The sequence below is a fragment of the Arthrobacter sp. EpRS71 genome (genome assembly GCF_001512285.1).
GTDB lineage: Bacteria > Actinomycetota > Actinomycetes > Actinomycetales > Micrococcaceae > Arthrobacter.
The window spans coordinates 360,464-375,080 of record NZ_LNUV01000004.1 but is presented as its reverse complement, the minus strand read 5'-3'; the positions used below and the strand labels follow the sequence as shown (position 1 = coordinate 375,080).

The following is a 14,617-nucleotide window of genomic DNA, read 5'->3' as shown; positions in this document are numbered from 1 at the left end:
CCACTCTGTCTGCCACCTGTGATAGACAGAATGGGAATCCGTAGCGGGCCCCTTTTGCTTTAAAGCAGGACCCGCTCCCCCGTTAGCCCGAAGGGAACATCTCCATGGTCCACGCAGTCAAAGGTGTCGTCGTCCGCTCCAAAGGCGCGCCCGCAACACTAGAAACCATTCTGGTTCCCGAACCCGGCCCCGGCGAAGCCTTGGTGGACATTCTCACCAGCGGCGTCTGCCACACCGACCTCCACTACAAACTCGGCGGCATCAGCGACGATTTCCCCTTCCTGCTTGGCCATGAAGCCACCGGGGTCGTCAGCGCAGTCGGCCCAGATGTCACCGACGTAGCCCCGGGCGACCGCGTGGTCCTCAACTGGCGCGCAGTCTGCGGCAACTGCCGGGCCTGCAACCGCGGCCAGGCCCAGTACTGCTTCAACACCCACAACGCCACCCAAAAGATGACACTCGAAGACGGCACGGAACTCTCACCGGCCCTCGGCATCGGCGCCTTCATCGAAAAGACCCTGGTCGCCGCCGGGCAATGCACCAAGGTAGACCCCGACGCCGATGCCGCCGCGGTGGGGCTCCTCGGCTGCGGCGTCATGGCAGGGCTGGGCGCAGCGCTCAACACCGGCAACGTCAAGCGAGGCGACTCCGTAGCCGTGATCGGCTGCGGCGGAGTGGGCGTAGCAGCCATCGCCGGCGCCGCGCTCGCAGGCGCCACCACCATCATCGCCGTGGACATCGACGCCAAGAAGCTCGAGCGCGCCAAGGAACTCGGCGCAACACACACCGTGGATTCATCCGCAAACGACCCCATTGAAGAAATCAGGGCTCTGACAGGTGGCTTCGGCGCAGACGTGGTGATTGACGCCGTCGGACGTCCCGAAACCTATAAGCAGGCGTTCTACGCCCGCGACCTCGCAGGCACCGTTGTCCTGGTTGGTGTCCCCACGCCGGAGATGACCTTGGAACTGCCGCTGCTGGATGTTTTCGGCCGCGGCGGATCACTCAAGTCATCCTGGTACGGCGACTGCCTGCCCTCCCGGGACTTCCCCATGCTGGTGGACCTGTACAAACAGGGCAAGCTGGACCTGGACGCCTTTGTCACCGAGCGCATCACCATCAACCAGGTGGAAGAAGCGTTCGACAAGATGCACGATGGCGCTGTCCTCCGATCGGTGGTTGAGCTGTGAGCGCCGGCAACGTCACCATAGATCGCGTCGTCACCTCCGGGACGTTCTCCCTCGACGGCGGAACCTGGGACGTGGACAACAACGTCTGGATCATCGGCGACGACTCAGAATGCATCGTCATCGACCCCGCCCACAACCCCGAAGCAATTCGCCAGGCCGTGGGTGGCCGAACCGTCAAAGCCATCTTGCTGACGCACGGCCATGATGACCACATCAGTTCCGCGGGCGCGTTCCGGGACCTCGTCACAGCGCCCATCCACCTGCACCAGGAAGACTGGATGTTGTGGAAGGCAGTGTTCCCCGACGTCGAACCGGATGTGGCGATCGTGGACGGCGACGAGTTCACTGTTGCCGGCGCAACGTTGAAAGCGATCCACACTCCCGGCCACTCGCCCGGGTCCGTGTCATTCCACCTGGCCGGCAATGAAACACTCTTCAGCGGAGACACGCTTTTCCAAGGCGGACCCGGCGCGACGGGACGCTCCTACAGCGATTTCCCCACCATCATCGAGTCCATCCGGACCAAGCTGCTCGCCTTGCCGGAGGAAACCGTGGTCCTCACAGGGCACGGTGATTCCACCACCATCGGCGCTGAAAAGCCGCACCTGGATGAATGGATCGCCCGCGGGCACTGACGCACCCGAGGTACCTCTGCAGTCTGGTGGGGTTTGCCCCTTACCCCACCAGACTGCGGAAGTCGCCGTCGACGACGTCCGCGTACCCGCGGTAAGCCTCAATCACGGCGTCCTCAACAGTCTGAACATCCAGATGCGGTAGCAGGTCATTGGCTGCCCCGGCCGTGGCAGGATCCCAGTCCAAGCCGAGCGCCGAGTAACTCGCTGCCAGGACCTCGCGGATGGGTTTGGAATCTTCCACCACAATCACGGAACTGAAAAGCCAGCCTCCGGAAACGACCCGCTGGGCAGTGCCAATGAGCTTGATGCGGTGCGCAGGGAAATCAGGGTCCTCGCCATGAACGCTGAACTCCCCAGGACAATACTCCCCAGGAATCTCACCGACGGCGGCATGAACACCCACACTGCGGAGCGCACCGGCCAGCAGCTCACCAAACTCCGAAAAGCGGGCCTTGGCACGAACGATCGCATCAGGATGAGGTTCGATGTGGTCGATCACCAAGGTCCCTTGATGGTATGCAGCAGCGCGGCCCCCGGCTTTCCGAATGAGGGGCTCGAAGCCGAGCTTCCGGCAAGCCTCCTCCGCAGCCTGAAAACCAGGCAGGTTCGCATCGCGCTGACCGAAAGCGACGGTAGGCTGCGGCCGGTACAGGCGAAGAGACGGGCCAAGCTTGCCGTGACGGGCACGCTGAAGCAGCTCCAAGGCAAAATCGAGGTCTGCCGCCGCGCCCATGGATTCGTTTTGGCGGTAGGCCGTTAGCTGGCGGGAACCTGGTTCCGGGACGCCCATTAGCTTTTCCTCAAGGTCAGGATCTGCTCGGCGCGACCAAAGGGTCCGTTGAGGTCATGGAGAACGGTGGAGGTCAGGCCGATGCCATCGGCACCAAAGGACACTTTGTTGTCCAAGCCCAACCATTCACCAGCCGGCGCCCTGTACATATGGATCTGCAGGTCCACGTTCGGGAAGATATAGCTGTTTTCTCCAGGCGGAACACGGGCCGCGATCCCATTGGCCGTGTCAACCAAACCCATCAAACGGGCCAGCTCAGTACTGTCATTTTGATCTGTGAGCGGATGGGACGTCCGGATCCACACCTTGCCCGATCCCGGACGGTGTCCCTCGCCAATGCGCATCTCCAAGGACCGGATGTAACCCCCGGGCCAGACGCTTGCCCCATCCCACGGCTTACATTCATCGGGGGCCGGCATCGAATCGTCTTCAACCGCGGCCACGGCGCTGGTGTCACTGGTGATCATTCGCCAGGCGGTGGCACGGATGGCCACTCGGCCTCCTGCCGAAAGCTCTGCCTGGATAAGCTCAATGGTCCTCCCCGGCCTCAGGGTGGAACTGGTGACGTGGAATTCACCACCAGGAATAAGCCCGAGAATCTCGTAACTGATCCGCGCCAGGCGGACGTCTTCGCGTGGTTCATGACGGAGCAAGGCATCGGCGATGATGCCCGAGGCGGGAGCCATGTGTTGCTCGTGAGGATTCCACGCACCCTGGGCGTGAATGGTGGACCGGTAGCGGCCCTCGCCCAGAGATTCGTAGTAGAAGTCGCCGTCCGCCAGTTCCGGTAATGCAGTAGTCAACCCAGGCCTTTCGCCGATCCAACTGTAGAACTCAGACCACTGTATCCGCTGATTTGACGCTCGCCCGACGCCGACGAAACACGACAACCCAGACGACGCCTGCCGCCAAGGCCGCCACACCCACCGCAGCTCCAACAGGTGACGCTGCCGCTACCGCCAACCACGCTTCCAAAGCAGCAAGACCAATCGTCGCGTACAGCAGTGCCCAGATGACAGAACCTGCTACAGCGGCGGGAAGATAGCGTCGGAGCGGCATGCGGGCAGCGCCGGCTGCGAGGTTGATGGCAGTCTGGAGGCCAATAGTTAGAAAAGAAAGTACGACGGCGTACGGGCCCCATCGCTGAATCAGGGCTTGGGCGCGGGCTGCTTTGGGTCCCTGGAGGGAATTGCCGAAGCGGGTGTGCGAAAAACCGGCTACGGCGCCCCGCCCAATCCAGTAGGTGGCGTTAACGCGGATCATGACAATGGCGAAGAGCGCCACAAGAGCGACACCGAAGGGCAAACTCATGATCTGATCCACTCGACTTAGGCTACCCTAAGGATTCGGAGAATAAGGACTCGGTCCCCGATGCCGGCCCGGTAAAACCCTAGGATGAATCCATGGATCTCCGCGATGCCGCCCAAGAGCTCTACGCCGTGATGCCCCGGGACTTCACGGCTGAGCGCACCGCATTGGCACGTCAGGCCAAGGACCGCGGCGATAAGGACCTGGCACGGGAGATTGGCCGTTTCCCCAAGCCAACCGCCGGCGCCTGGGCCATCAACATGCTGGCCGTCCACAAGCCCGAGGTGATTGACGGCGTCGTGCGTTTTGGCAATTCTCTGCGAACCGCCCAGGAGGAAGCCGACGCCGCGGCCTTTCGCGAACTCGGGCAGCAGCGCCAGGGGCAACTGACATCGGCCGTTGCCGCCGCCAAGGACTTGGCAAGCGGGCTGGGCGCACCAATGAGTGCGGCCGCAGTAGCGGATGTCGAACAGACCATGAGGGCGGCGATGGCTGACGCCGGTGCCGCAGCAGCAGTGGTGACCGGCCGGTTGGTACGTGGGTTGAGTGGCAGCGGGTTTGAGTCCGTTGACCTTACGGATGCCGTAGCAGCATCCGGGCCGGATGACATCGCCGACTCTGAAGAGAAGGCTCCCGGACAGAGTGGGATCAAACCGCCAAGGAAGGCATCGCCGCCTGCCAAAGAAGCATCCGGTACTCAGAAGAAGGAACCGAAAGAGGAGGCAACATCCCTGGCCGAGCGCCGGGCCGCCAAGCAGCAGGCGGCATTGGAGGAGGCCCGCAGCGACTTTGAGGCGGCCGATAAACTCGCTCAAAGTGCCGAGGAAGCAGCGTCCGAAGCGTGGGACCTCGTCAACGAGTTGGCTGATCGTCGAACAACCCTGAAGTCCGCTATTGATGAGGCCCGGAACCGGTTGGCAACGCTGGAGGCGGAGCTGATTGGCCTCACCCGGGATGCCGATGCTGCCGAATCCGGAAAGAAGCTCGCAGTACGTGCCGCCGCACAGCAACGACGCACCGCTCAGCAGGCCCAACGGCGCGTGGATCGGCTGAGTTAGTCCTTCCCACGTCCCGGTATCTGCAGGTGATGCGTCGCCGGGCCTTCAAGATACTTGCCCTCTGGAGTGAAGCGCGAACCATGCAGGGGGCAGTCCCAGGATTTCTCGGCATCGTTCCAGCTCAGCAGGCCGCCCAAGTGGGAGCAACTGGCGGAAACCATACAGACCTTGCCTTCCACGGTGGACACCGCCGCCGGTTCACCCTTGTAAAGCCCGACGACGCCGGTCCCCTCCGCGGGATGGGTGTCCTCCGTGATTTCAGGGTTGCTCCTGACTTTTGCCCTGTCCTCAATCATTCGTTTGGCCGTGCCGGCGTTGAGCCGGATAGCTTGGAGGGCGCCTTGCGGTGAGGTGACCCTGTGATGGATGGTGGTTGCCCAGTCTGACTGGCCGCCCAGGATGTCCGATGTAATGGACAGCGCGACCGCGACACCGTTGCTCATCCCCCACTTGTTATAGCCAGTACCGAACAGGATCCTGCCATGTCCCCTGGGCAACTTGCCAAAGAAGGGCATCAAGTTGGTGGCTTGGTAGTCCTGGGCAGACCAGGTGTGGGTGACCTCTGCTCCGGGATAGTGCTGTTTGGCCCACCCGAGCAGTTCGTCCAGATGGTGTTTCGGTGACGCCGCCCGGCCAGCGGTGTGCCCGTAGCCACCCACCAGGAGCAAGTCTCCCTCCGCAGTGGGGTGGGTCCGCTGGGAGCGTGTGGGGGAATCGATGGAAAGGTACATGCTCTGCGGGACGTCCGAACCGACGCGCGGGCGGAGAGCTGCTGCGTAGGAGCGGTGAGGCTCGAGCTTGGTGAAGTACAGCCCGCGGTCCAGAATGGGTGATCCGGTGGCCAGCACCACGGTATCCGCGGTGAAGGCGCCCGTGGACGTGGAGACTTCCATGGGGTGTTCCGAGCCCACATTCTGCACGTGGACACCCTCAACAATGATCCCGCCATGCGCCCGGATGTCCCTGGCGAGAGTGTCCAGCACTTCCATCGGATGGATCTGCGCTTGGCCCTCCAATTCCAACGCCTCCACCACGCGGAACGGCAACCCCGCGTCACGGCTGAAATGGACGTCGAGACCGGCGTCCCGCGAAACCGCAGCTTCTTTGCGGAGCCGCTGCCCGCCGTCGTCGGAGGTTGCGAAGGTGACCGCAGTCCGGCGCTGGAACGGAACGCCTTGCTGCTCCAGATATTGCATGAGCCACGCCTGCCCGCTCTTGTTCGCCTCAACATACGCCTTGACCACCTTCAAGGAGTACTGGCTGCGCAGCGCGGAGAGCACACCTCCCTGCAGGAGGCTGAGCTTGCCTGTGGTGTTACCGGTACTCACAGCCCCCACCGTGCGGGCTTCGAAAACCACCACACGCTGGCCGGACCGGGACAACAGCAGCGCTGTCACCATTCCTGTGATGCCCGCGCCAACCACAATCGTGTCATAGTGCTTTTCGTCGGGAAGCGCATCAGAGGTGAACGGGGATTCGCGGTCCAACCACAGCGATTTCATCAAACAACCCGCCTCCCAATCCACTGGCATGTGTTGAGGGAAACGCTAGGCGCCTCGCTGGTGCTTATCAAGGGCTTAGGGTGCCACGGCGAGGGCCGCGGCGTGTTGCAGTTCAGGGTCCGGATCACTCGCCCAACGCTCCAAAACCCGCTCGGCCCTTTCCCTCGCCAAACCCTCAAGCCGGGCCAGCAGGGGTCCCACCACATCCTTGGCCAGCGGGTCCACCAATTCCCTGGTGCCGGCGCTCCTGATGAACCCCTCGATGCGGGTCAGGTCCGTGTTGACCAGGATGCGCACCTTGGTCTGCAACAGAACCACAGCTGCGAGGCGACGCTCAAAGACCGGCTCTTCCCACAGTTCCGAACTCAGTGCCGTGATGTCGTCGTGGCTGAGGTTCTTATACCGCTTGAGCGTATCCCTCACGGTTCCCCTTATGGCACCCACGGACGCGCCGTAGACCTTCAGGCGGCCACCCAGACGCTCACTGAGCTCTTCAGCTCTCTCCCACGTGGACTCCATCTGCAGCGTGTAGTCCACGAATTCACCGGCATCACTCACCCCACTATTTTGTCAGTGCCTCCCCATAGTTTGTTGCCAACAGTTTGATGCCAACAGCAATCGACAGGAGACACATGCCGTCCCAAGAGCTCGCGACCGACGCCTCGTTTCCGGGGGTCCCGGCTGCTTCATCCATGCCCGACTGGTACCCCGCCCTGCTCCATACTGTTGCGCAGGAAATCCGTGGAGGCAGGACACGAGCGCAGGCAGCCGCCAACGCTGAGCTTTTGAATTCGTACTGGAGCATTGGTCGGCAACTTGCCGAGCGCGAATCCGAACAAGGCTGGGGCGCCAAAGTGGTCACACGGTTGTCTGCGGACATCCGGTCCCGTTTCCCCGAAGCGAAGGGCTTCTCCCCCAGAAACCTGCGGTATATGAAGAGCTTCGCGCAGGCATGGCCGGACTTTCCAATGTTGCAAGCACCGCTTGCAACATTGCCCTGGTACCACCAGATCGCCTTGCTGGAGAAGCTCGACGACGCCGCCACGCGGCTTTGGTACGCGGCGGCGGCCGGCCAGCACGGATGGTCCCGCAACGTGCTCACACACCAAATCGCAACCCGCTTGCACGAGCGCTCAGGACAGGCGATCACCAACTTCAAGTCCACCATGATGCTTGCGGACTCGGACATGGCTCAGCAAGCCACCAAAGATCCCTACGTCTTTGATTTCCTGGCCATGAGTGAGCGCCACACCGAACGGGACCTGGAGCTGCAATTGGTGAAACATGTGGAGAAGTTCTTACTGGAGTTGGGGCAGGGTTTTGCGTTTGTTGGCGAGCAGGTCCGGTTGGAGATTGCTGGCGACGAGTTCTTCGCAGACCTGCTGTTCTACCACCTGAAACTGCGCTGCTACATGGTGATCGAACTCAAGGCCGTGAAGTTCGAACCTGGATTCCTTGGTCAGCTGGGTATGTACATGGCGGCCGTGGATGACCTCATGGCGCATCCGGAGGACAAGCCAACCATCGGTTTGCTGCTGTGCAAAGAGAAGAACAGCGTGGTGGCCGAATATGCCCTGCGTGGATTCAACGCTCCCGTGGGCATCGCTGAGTGGCGAACCTCCCTCGCGGATTCCCTGCCGGATGAACTGGTGGCCAGCCTTCCGAGTATCCAGACTTTGGAAGCGGAGTTGGCATCCGAAGCTGCGCGGCTGCAGGGGTAAGTCAGACGTTGTCCTTGAACCATGCCAGGGTGTCATTCCATGCTGCTGTGGCCTGCGCCTCGACGTAGCGTTCGCCGGTGTCATTGTGGAAGGCGTGGTCCACGCCCGGGTAGACCTTGAGCTCATGCTTGACCGGTGTCCCGTCCAAGGCCTGCTGGAGTTGGGGCATCACTCCGGTGATGCGCGCGTCCTTCTCGGCATAGACACCGAACACGGCCGGCTTGATGGTGGGCACCTTGGCCAGATCCGGCGCGGGACCATAGAAAGCCGACGTCGCTTTGAGGGCGGGGATGTCAGTGGATGCCTGCCACGTGATGCCGCCTCCGAAGCAGAAGCCAACCATGGCGATGCGGCCCTCTTCGACGAAGTCCTGACCGTTGAGGAACTCGAAAGCAGCTTTGAAGTCGTTGACGTGTCGCTGTGCGCCTGCCTGAGTAAGTGCACCTGGGACGGAATCAGGGTCCATGTTCGACGTGCCGCCCTCCCTGCTGAGGAGGTCCAGTGCCAACGCCGCGTAGCCTTCCTTGGCGAAGCGCCGGGCAACGTCCTGGATGTGTGGTGTGAGGCCTCTGTTCTCATGGCAGATCAGGACCGCGGGTCCCTTCTGAGTTCCCTCCGGCCGGGCAAGGTAGCCGCTGATCTCAGTCCCGCCCGATGTGAACGTCGCCGTAGCAGTTACCAGTCCGGCAGCACCCTCCGGAACAGACAACGGGCTCTTCGCATTGGGAACTGCAGTTGTGGCGTTCCCAGGTGACGCCGCAGTTCCCTGCGTGGCCGCGGACGACGTGGGCGACGGCGTGGGCATCGGGTCCGTGGTTCGGGGAACCTCTTGCGGCGTACAGCCCACCAACGTCATGGCCGCCGCAGCCGCCGTCATGCTGCCCATCATGAACGCCACCCGCCTGGTGAAGGTCTTGTGCGACATCTCCCCCGACCGGTAGTCATCATAGAACTCCTCGATCAAGTACTTTTCAAACTTCTCAAGCTGCACCATGGCGAACCTCCCGACGATGTGGAATATCCTCCCCTGATGCAAAGACGCGGACAAGGGCGGGATGGTTCAGAAGGAGATCTGCCGTACCTCCCCGGGAGAGAGCGAAGTCTCTAATAATGTCAGTGCCCCCTGCCAGAGTTATGACATGAAGCAGATCCGGGAAAGGCAAGCGAAGGCAGCGGTGTCCGCTGCGCATCTTCCTGCCATCTCCCGAGGCTTGTCTCAGTCCGGCAGCGTTAGCGCGGATCTGATGGAGCAGTTGCGGGTGTTGGAGGAGATGAAGTCGGCTATCACGGCTTTGCAGGCGCGGGTTGCTGTGGCTTTTGATCTTGCCCAGCGCGCTGAGCAGGCTGAGGCTGGTGTTCCTGTGTCCGAGCGTGGTCAGGGGGTGGGGGCTCAGGTGGCGTTGGCTCGGCGGGAGTCCCCGAATCGTGGGTCCAGGTTGCTTGGCTTGGCGAAGGCGCTTGTTGTGGAGATGCCTCACACGTTGGCTGCGTTGCAGTCCGGGCTCTTGAATGAATGTCGTGCCACGTTGTTGGTGAAGGAAACCGCCTGCTTGTCCGTGGAGGATCGAGCTGCGGTGGATGAGGAGTTGGCTGCTGATGCCGGGACGTTTGAGGGGAAGGGCGATAGGGCGATTGTTGCTGCGGTGAAGGCTGCTGCGTATCGTCGGGATCCGCGCTCGGTGGCCGGTCGTGCGGCCCGTGCGGCTTCTGAGCGGACGGTGAGTCTGCGTCCGGCGCCGGACACCATGACGTATTTGACGGCGTTGTTGCCGGTGGCTCAGGGTGTGGCTGTTTATGCGGCGTTGACCCGGGCCGCTGATGTGGCCCGTTCCATCGGCGGCACCGGTTCGGGTGGTGCTTCCGGTTCAGGTGATGTTTCCGGTCCGGGTGCTGTCCCGACGCGCGGTCAGGTCATGGCCGACACCCTCGTCGAACGCATCACCGGGACCCCAGGCGGGTTTTCGGGGATCAACCTGGACCTTGTGATGACCGACCGGACCCTGTTTCAGGGAGACAGCGAACCGGCACGGCTGAAGGGCTACGGAATCGTCCCGGCCGAATGGGGAAGGAAGCTCCTGGGGTTGGGGCAAGCCGCAAACTCAAGGCCGCCAGCGAACTCCGAACAGGCAAACACCGGACGGGCAACTTCCCGCTCAGGGCCAGCTAAGCCCAGTCACGTACAGACAGCACAGGAGCCGAGCAAGGCAGGACAGGAAGTGCAGGAAGCCCCGGATCCGGGGCTCGCCGTGTGGCTTCGTCGGCTCTATACAGCGCCGGGCACTGGTGAACTCCTTGCCACGGACTCCAAGGCCCGGCTCTTTACCGGCCGGCTCAGGCGATTGATCGAAACCCGTGACGACACCTGTCGCACCCCGTACTGCGACGCGCCCATCCGGCACATCGACCATGTGGTTTCCTGGCAGTCCGGCGGAAAAACGAACCTCACCAACGGCGCAGGACTATGCGAAGCCTGCAACCACACCAAAGAACACCCCGGCTGGACCACGGCATCCCTGCATGGGGGTACGCATGGCGTGCACACCCTGGAAATCACCACCCCCACAGGCCACACCTACCAAGCCAAAGCCCCACCCCTACCCGGACACGAACAACCACATTTATCGGAGTCGGCCCTAACATCGGACCCGTCACTATCGGATGCGTCGCTGTAACTGCGCTCCTGCTCACTCGGTCAAAAACTGGGATGGCGGCTGCCTACTCAGCTTCTGCCACACGGAACCGGGACTCTAGCAGCGCAATTCCTTGAATAAATCCGCTTGGATGAGGTACAAGCTATGCCGCCGCGTACACAGCCCCTTTTTTCGTTTCGTGCTTGCTCTGACCACGCCAACGCGGAGCCCCCATGGCAATCCCCTAGAGAGCGTTCCCTCATTGCCTTCGCCTGATCAGCGTTGCATTCGCTTCGAGATTGGCGTACTCGGTTACACGAACAACTTGCTTTAAGTCCCCAATTTACGAACTCAAAGTAGTCAGCAAACCGCAGATTTAGGTGTCTTGCGAAGCATGAACAGTTAGTGCCAGTAGTCTGTTCATAGGCGATCACGGAGGAGGACTTCCTGCGTAAAGCACTTTACAACCGCGGCGAATGAACTTGCTGTGGACAGAACAGCGCAGCAGGCATGCGTTGACTCCAATTGTGGCAATGCCGTCAAATTGTTCACAATCGTCCGTGGTGGATGCATTCATTGCAATCAACTCACTTCGATCTTGCAGTTCAAATAATCAAAAGGGGAAATTCTTGGCATACGCGAACGATTTAGTCTTAGTTGGAGATATTTTTGCTGCTTGGCACGAGGATAATTACCCAGACGAGGGCAAGGGTGAGGCATTTGAAATCTTCTGCTCCGAACTTGTTATGAAGCATTGGGACCTAAGTATCCATGATGTTATTCAGGGAATAATAGGTGGTGGAAATGACGGAGGACTTGATGCTGTTTACACGTTCTTAGATAAGGAACTTGTTGGAATCGACCATCGCGCGCTGGACAGGAAGAATGCGCGGAGCTTTGATCAACCAAAAATCACACTGGTGCTCATCCAAGCCAAACAAAAAAAGGGATTTGAAGAAGTTGCTATTGATAAGGTTGTCTCGTCATGTAGAGCGTTTCTAGACCTTTCAAAGTCAGCAGATGACTTGGCGCAGCACTTCAATGATGACGTCGTTGAACAAATCGACATTTTCCGCCGCTTGCTCCGTAACCTTGCCGCTCAGATTCCAAGCGTAGGCATTGAGTTCAAGTTTACAACCCTTGGTTCTACGGACAACGTTTACGCCCAAATTTCAAATAAGGCGAGGATCCTCGAAAATGACTTTGCCTCAGTCGTATCTGGGGCCACAGGAAAAGTGTCCCTCTTAGGAGCGACCGAAGTGCTGGAACTATACCGGGAGCGACCAAAAACTGCGTTCGAATTGAAGGTAGATGAGGCTTCGAAGAGCGGCAATGGCCTCGTCGTTTTGGCATCATTGCGGGACTACTTCGACTTCCTCACAGAATCTGAAGAGCCAACTGGAAGTGACGGAACGGATGCAGAACCGAAACTCCTCAGCCGGATTTTCGAGTGGAATGTCCGGGACTACCAGGGGGAAGTTGCCGTTAATAAGGAAATACGTGAGTCACTAGTGGACCAGGAGAGCGCGCCCTTTTGGTGGAAGAATAATGGGGTCACCATAGTCGCAACTAGAGTGAATTTAGTAGATAAAACAGTCTCAGTAGTAGACCCCCAAGTTGTTAATGGCCTCCAGACATCCAACACTATTTTTGAGACTCTGAAGGATTTGCCTAAAGGTCATCCTGCCTTTGACCATAAGATCTTGATCCGGATTCTGATGACAGACGACGAGGACCGCAGAGACCAGGTAATTCGGGCAACAAATCGCCAGACGGCTGTCACAGACGCCTCATTGTATGCCACGGAAACTATCCAGCGAGATATCGAACAGTTCCTTCTAAGCGCTGAGTGGTACTACGATCGACGCAAGAATTTTTATAAAAATGCTGGTAAGAAAGTCAGTCGTATCGTTGGCATTCTCTCGCTAGCACAATCGCTTATGGCCGCTGGCCTCAACCGACCTGATGACGCAAGGGCTCGGCCCGGAAGTGTAATCAAAAAAGACGACGTCTACCGAAGCATTTTTGATCCTGGGGTTCCTCTTGAAGTTTATCTCTGGGTAGTTGAGAGCCAAGCCGCCGTAGACCGCGAACTGGCGTCTAAGATTCAAGACAGAGCGACCCGCAACAACCTTCGCTTCCACACACTAACTGCGCTGACGATCTTGATGGCCGGGAGGACCGTCAGTTCTGTGAGCTCCCTAAAGTCCATCGCCAAACGTGACAACCTGCCCACAGACGAGGATGTGAAATTGGCAGTGGTGACTGCTCTGGATGCCTTCACTGATTACATTGGCACTAGCGGTCTTCGAGGAGAAGCCGTGGCTAAAGGGCGAGATTTCATTGCTCATCTGAACGCATCAAGCCTGGCTGCAGTGCCATCAACTGCTGCCGTCGCAATCACCGGCTTATAGAGCATAACTCACTCAAGTCCGCATAAAGATAGGGAACTCAGAAGAACAAGACGCGATCTAATTCGGCCCCGCGCGCAACGGTGCGGGGCCGAATATCTGACAGGTCGTTCGGCCAAGGAACAATAAGCGTTGTCATTTCGCCGAGAATGTCGCGTGTTGTCTAGAACTCCCAGTCCTCATCCTCCGTGTTGACAGCTTTGCCAATCACGTAGGAGGAGCCCGAGCCGGAGAAGAAGTCGTGGTTCTCGTCAGCGTTCGGGGACAGAGCCGACAAGATGGCCGGGTTCACGTCGGTGACGGATGCCGGGAACATGGCCTCGTAGCCCAGGTTCATGAGGGCCTTGTTGGCGTTGTAGTGCAGGAACTTCTTGACGTCCTCGGCCAGGCCTACTCCGTCATAGAGGTCGTGCGTGTACTGGACTTCGTTTTCGTACAACTCGAAGAGTAGCTCGAAGGTGTAGTCCTTGATTTCCTGCTTGCGGGCCTCGGAAACCTTCTCCAAGCCCTTCTGGAACTTGTAGCCGATGTAGTAACCGTGGACGGCCTCGTCGCGGATAATGAGGCGGATGAGGTCTGCCGTGTTCGTGAGCTTGGCACGTGAGGACCAGTACATCGGCAGGTAGAAGCCCGAGTAGAACAGGAAGCTCTCCAGCAGGGTGGAGGCAACCTTGCGCTTCAGGGGATCGTCGCCCTGGTAGTAATCCATGACGATCTGCGCCTTCTTCTGCAGGTTCTCGTTTTCGAGCGACCAGCGGAAGGCGTCGTCAATCTCTTTGGTGGAGCACAAGGTAGAGAAGATGGACGAGTAGGACTTGGCGTGCACAGACTCCATGAAGGCGATGTTGGTGTACACGGCTTCTTCGTGCGGGGTGATCGCATCGGGAATCAGCGAGACGGCGCCGACCGTGCCCTGGATCGTGTCCAAGAGTGTGAGTCCAGTGAACACGCGCATCGTGAGTTGCTGCTCGGCCGGCGTCAGGGTGTGCCAGGACTGGACGTCGTTGGATAGCGGCACCTTCTCAGGAAGCCAGAAGTTATTGACCAGTCGGTTCCAGACTTCCACGTCCTTATCGTCCTGGATTTTGTTCCAGTTGATGGCCTCGACATGTGTCAGCAGCTTGACCTTCTCGGTCATGTGATTCCCTTCACCGATGGTTTGCGCGCCAGAGCAGAGCGGCTTCTAGCTCTCAATCCTAGTCGCATCAGACCTCGTATGTAGTTTTAAAGTTCTTAGAAGTGTGCGTGTTCACACGGCTGGGTTTCACGGAGAAACCTGCACAAACACAACTATGAGTGGGCCGCATAGGCGGACCCACTCATAGCTTTTGGCGCCACGGAACCGCGTGGACTACTTTGATTCCTTGACGGT

General features: G+C 59.7%; 13 protein-coding genes. 6 read left to right on the top strand and 7 right to left on the bottom strand.

The features are described 5' to 3' along the window. Positions 1-104 precede the first annotated feature (104 nt). Together AR689_RS09225 and AR689_RS09220 are read left to right on the top strand one after the other, a co-directional pair. Positions 105-1,190 (top strand): S-(hydroxymethyl)mycothiol dehydrogenase, encoded by a 1,086-nt coding sequence (locus AR689_RS09225; RefSeq protein WP_062069383.1) that lies wholly within the window; start codon positions 105-107, stop codon positions 1,188-1,190. Beyond that, positions 1,187-1,825, top strand: coding sequence for an MBL fold metallo-hydrolase (locus tag AR689_RS09220; RefSeq protein ID WP_062069380.1), 639 nt, complete (start codon positions 1,187-1,189; stop codon positions 1,823-1,825). Before AR689_RS09225 ends, AR689_RS09220 begins: the two co-directional genes overlap by 4 nt. Before the next feature lie 40 nt (positions 1,826-1,865). On the opposite strand, the gene AR689_RS09215 is transcribed toward AR689_RS09220, so the two are convergent. From AR689_RS09215 to AR689_RS09205, 3 genes are read right to left on the bottom strand one after another with little or no spacing between them, the layout of a single operon-like run. Further along, a complete protein-coding gene (locus tag AR689_RS09215; RefSeq protein WP_062069377.1) occupies positions 1,866-2,615 on the bottom strand; it encodes a lipoate--protein ligase family protein in 750 nt (249 codons plus the stop codon). Further along, positions 2,615-3,418: a thioesterase family protein gene (locus AR689_RS09210; protein ID WP_062069374.1), complete on the bottom strand. Its 804-nt coding sequence runs from the start codon at positions 3,416-3,418 to the stop codon at positions 2,615-2,617. Before AR689_RS09210 ends, AR689_RS09215 begins: the two co-directional genes overlap by 1 nt. A gap of 31 nt (positions 3,419-3,449) precedes the next feature. Continuing rightward, positions 3,450-3,938, bottom strand: coding sequence for a DedA family protein (locus AR689_RS09205; RefSeq protein ID WP_062069371.1), 489 nt, complete (start codon positions 3,936-3,938; stop codon positions 3,450-3,452). An 80-nt stretch (positions 3,939-4,018) separates the two neighbouring features. Between AR689_RS09205 and AR689_RS09200 the strand changes: the two genes are divergently transcribed. Then, entirely contained in the window at positions 4,019-4,981 is a 963-nt protein-coding gene (locus tag AR689_RS09200) for a hypothetical protein (protein ID WP_062069368.1), read from the top strand. On the opposite strand, the gene AR689_RS09195 is transcribed toward AR689_RS09200, so the two are convergent. Beyond that, positions 4,978-6,483, bottom strand: a complete 1,506-nt coding sequence (locus AR689_RS09195) for an FAD-dependent oxidoreductase (protein ID WP_062069366.1) — start codon at positions 6,481-6,483, stop codon at positions 4,978-4,980. The two genes, AR689_RS09200 and AR689_RS09195, sit on opposite strands and share 4 nt — an antisense overlap. 75 nt (positions 6,484-6,558) lie before the next feature. Then, positions 6,559-7,041: a DNA alkylation repair protein gene (locus AR689_RS09190; protein ID WP_062069363.1), complete on the bottom strand. Its 483-nt coding sequence runs from the start codon at positions 7,039-7,041 to the stop codon at positions 6,559-6,561. A gap of 74 nt (positions 7,042-7,115) precedes the next feature. On the opposite strand from AR689_RS09190, the gene AR689_RS09185 reads away from it, so the two are divergent. Continuing rightward, positions 7,116-8,204 carry a PDDEXK nuclease domain-containing protein gene (locus tag AR689_RS09185; protein WP_062069360.1) on the top strand — a complete coding sequence of 363 codons (1,089 nt, stop codon included), beginning with the start codon at positions 7,116-7,118 and terminating at the stop codon, positions 8,202-8,204. A 1-nt stretch (position 8,205) separates the two neighbouring features. On the opposite strand, the gene AR689_RS09180 is transcribed toward AR689_RS09185, so the two are convergent. Beyond that, positions 8,206-9,198 carry a dienelactone hydrolase family protein gene (locus tag AR689_RS09180; RefSeq protein WP_062069357.1) on the bottom strand — a complete coding sequence of 331 codons (993 nt, stop codon included), beginning with the start codon at positions 9,196-9,198 and terminating at the stop codon, positions 8,206-8,208. A gap of 145 nt (positions 9,199-9,343) precedes the next feature. Between AR689_RS09180 and AR689_RS09175 the strand changes: the two genes are divergently transcribed. Then, on the top strand, positions 9,344-10,876 hold the full coding sequence (locus AR689_RS09175) for an HNH endonuclease (protein ID WP_082697864.1): 1,533 nt from the start codon (positions 9,344-9,346) through the stop codon (positions 10,874-10,876). A 587-nt stretch (positions 10,877-11,463) separates the two neighbouring features. After that, positions 11,464-13,248, top strand: coding sequence for an AIPR family protein (locus AR689_RS09170; protein ID WP_062069354.1), 1,785 nt, complete (start codon positions 11,464-11,466; stop codon positions 13,246-13,248). Positions 13,249-13,408: 160 nt separating this feature from the next. Here the strand turns inward: AR689_RS09170 and nrdF are convergent, their stop codons facing one another. Continuing rightward, positions 13,409-14,383: a class 1b ribonucleoside-diphosphate reductase subunit beta gene (gene nrdF / locus AR689_RS09165; RefSeq protein WP_062069351.1), complete on the bottom strand. Its 975-nt coding sequence runs from the start codon at positions 14,381-14,383 to the stop codon at positions 13,409-13,411. Positions 14,384-14,617: the final 234 nt, after the last annotated feature.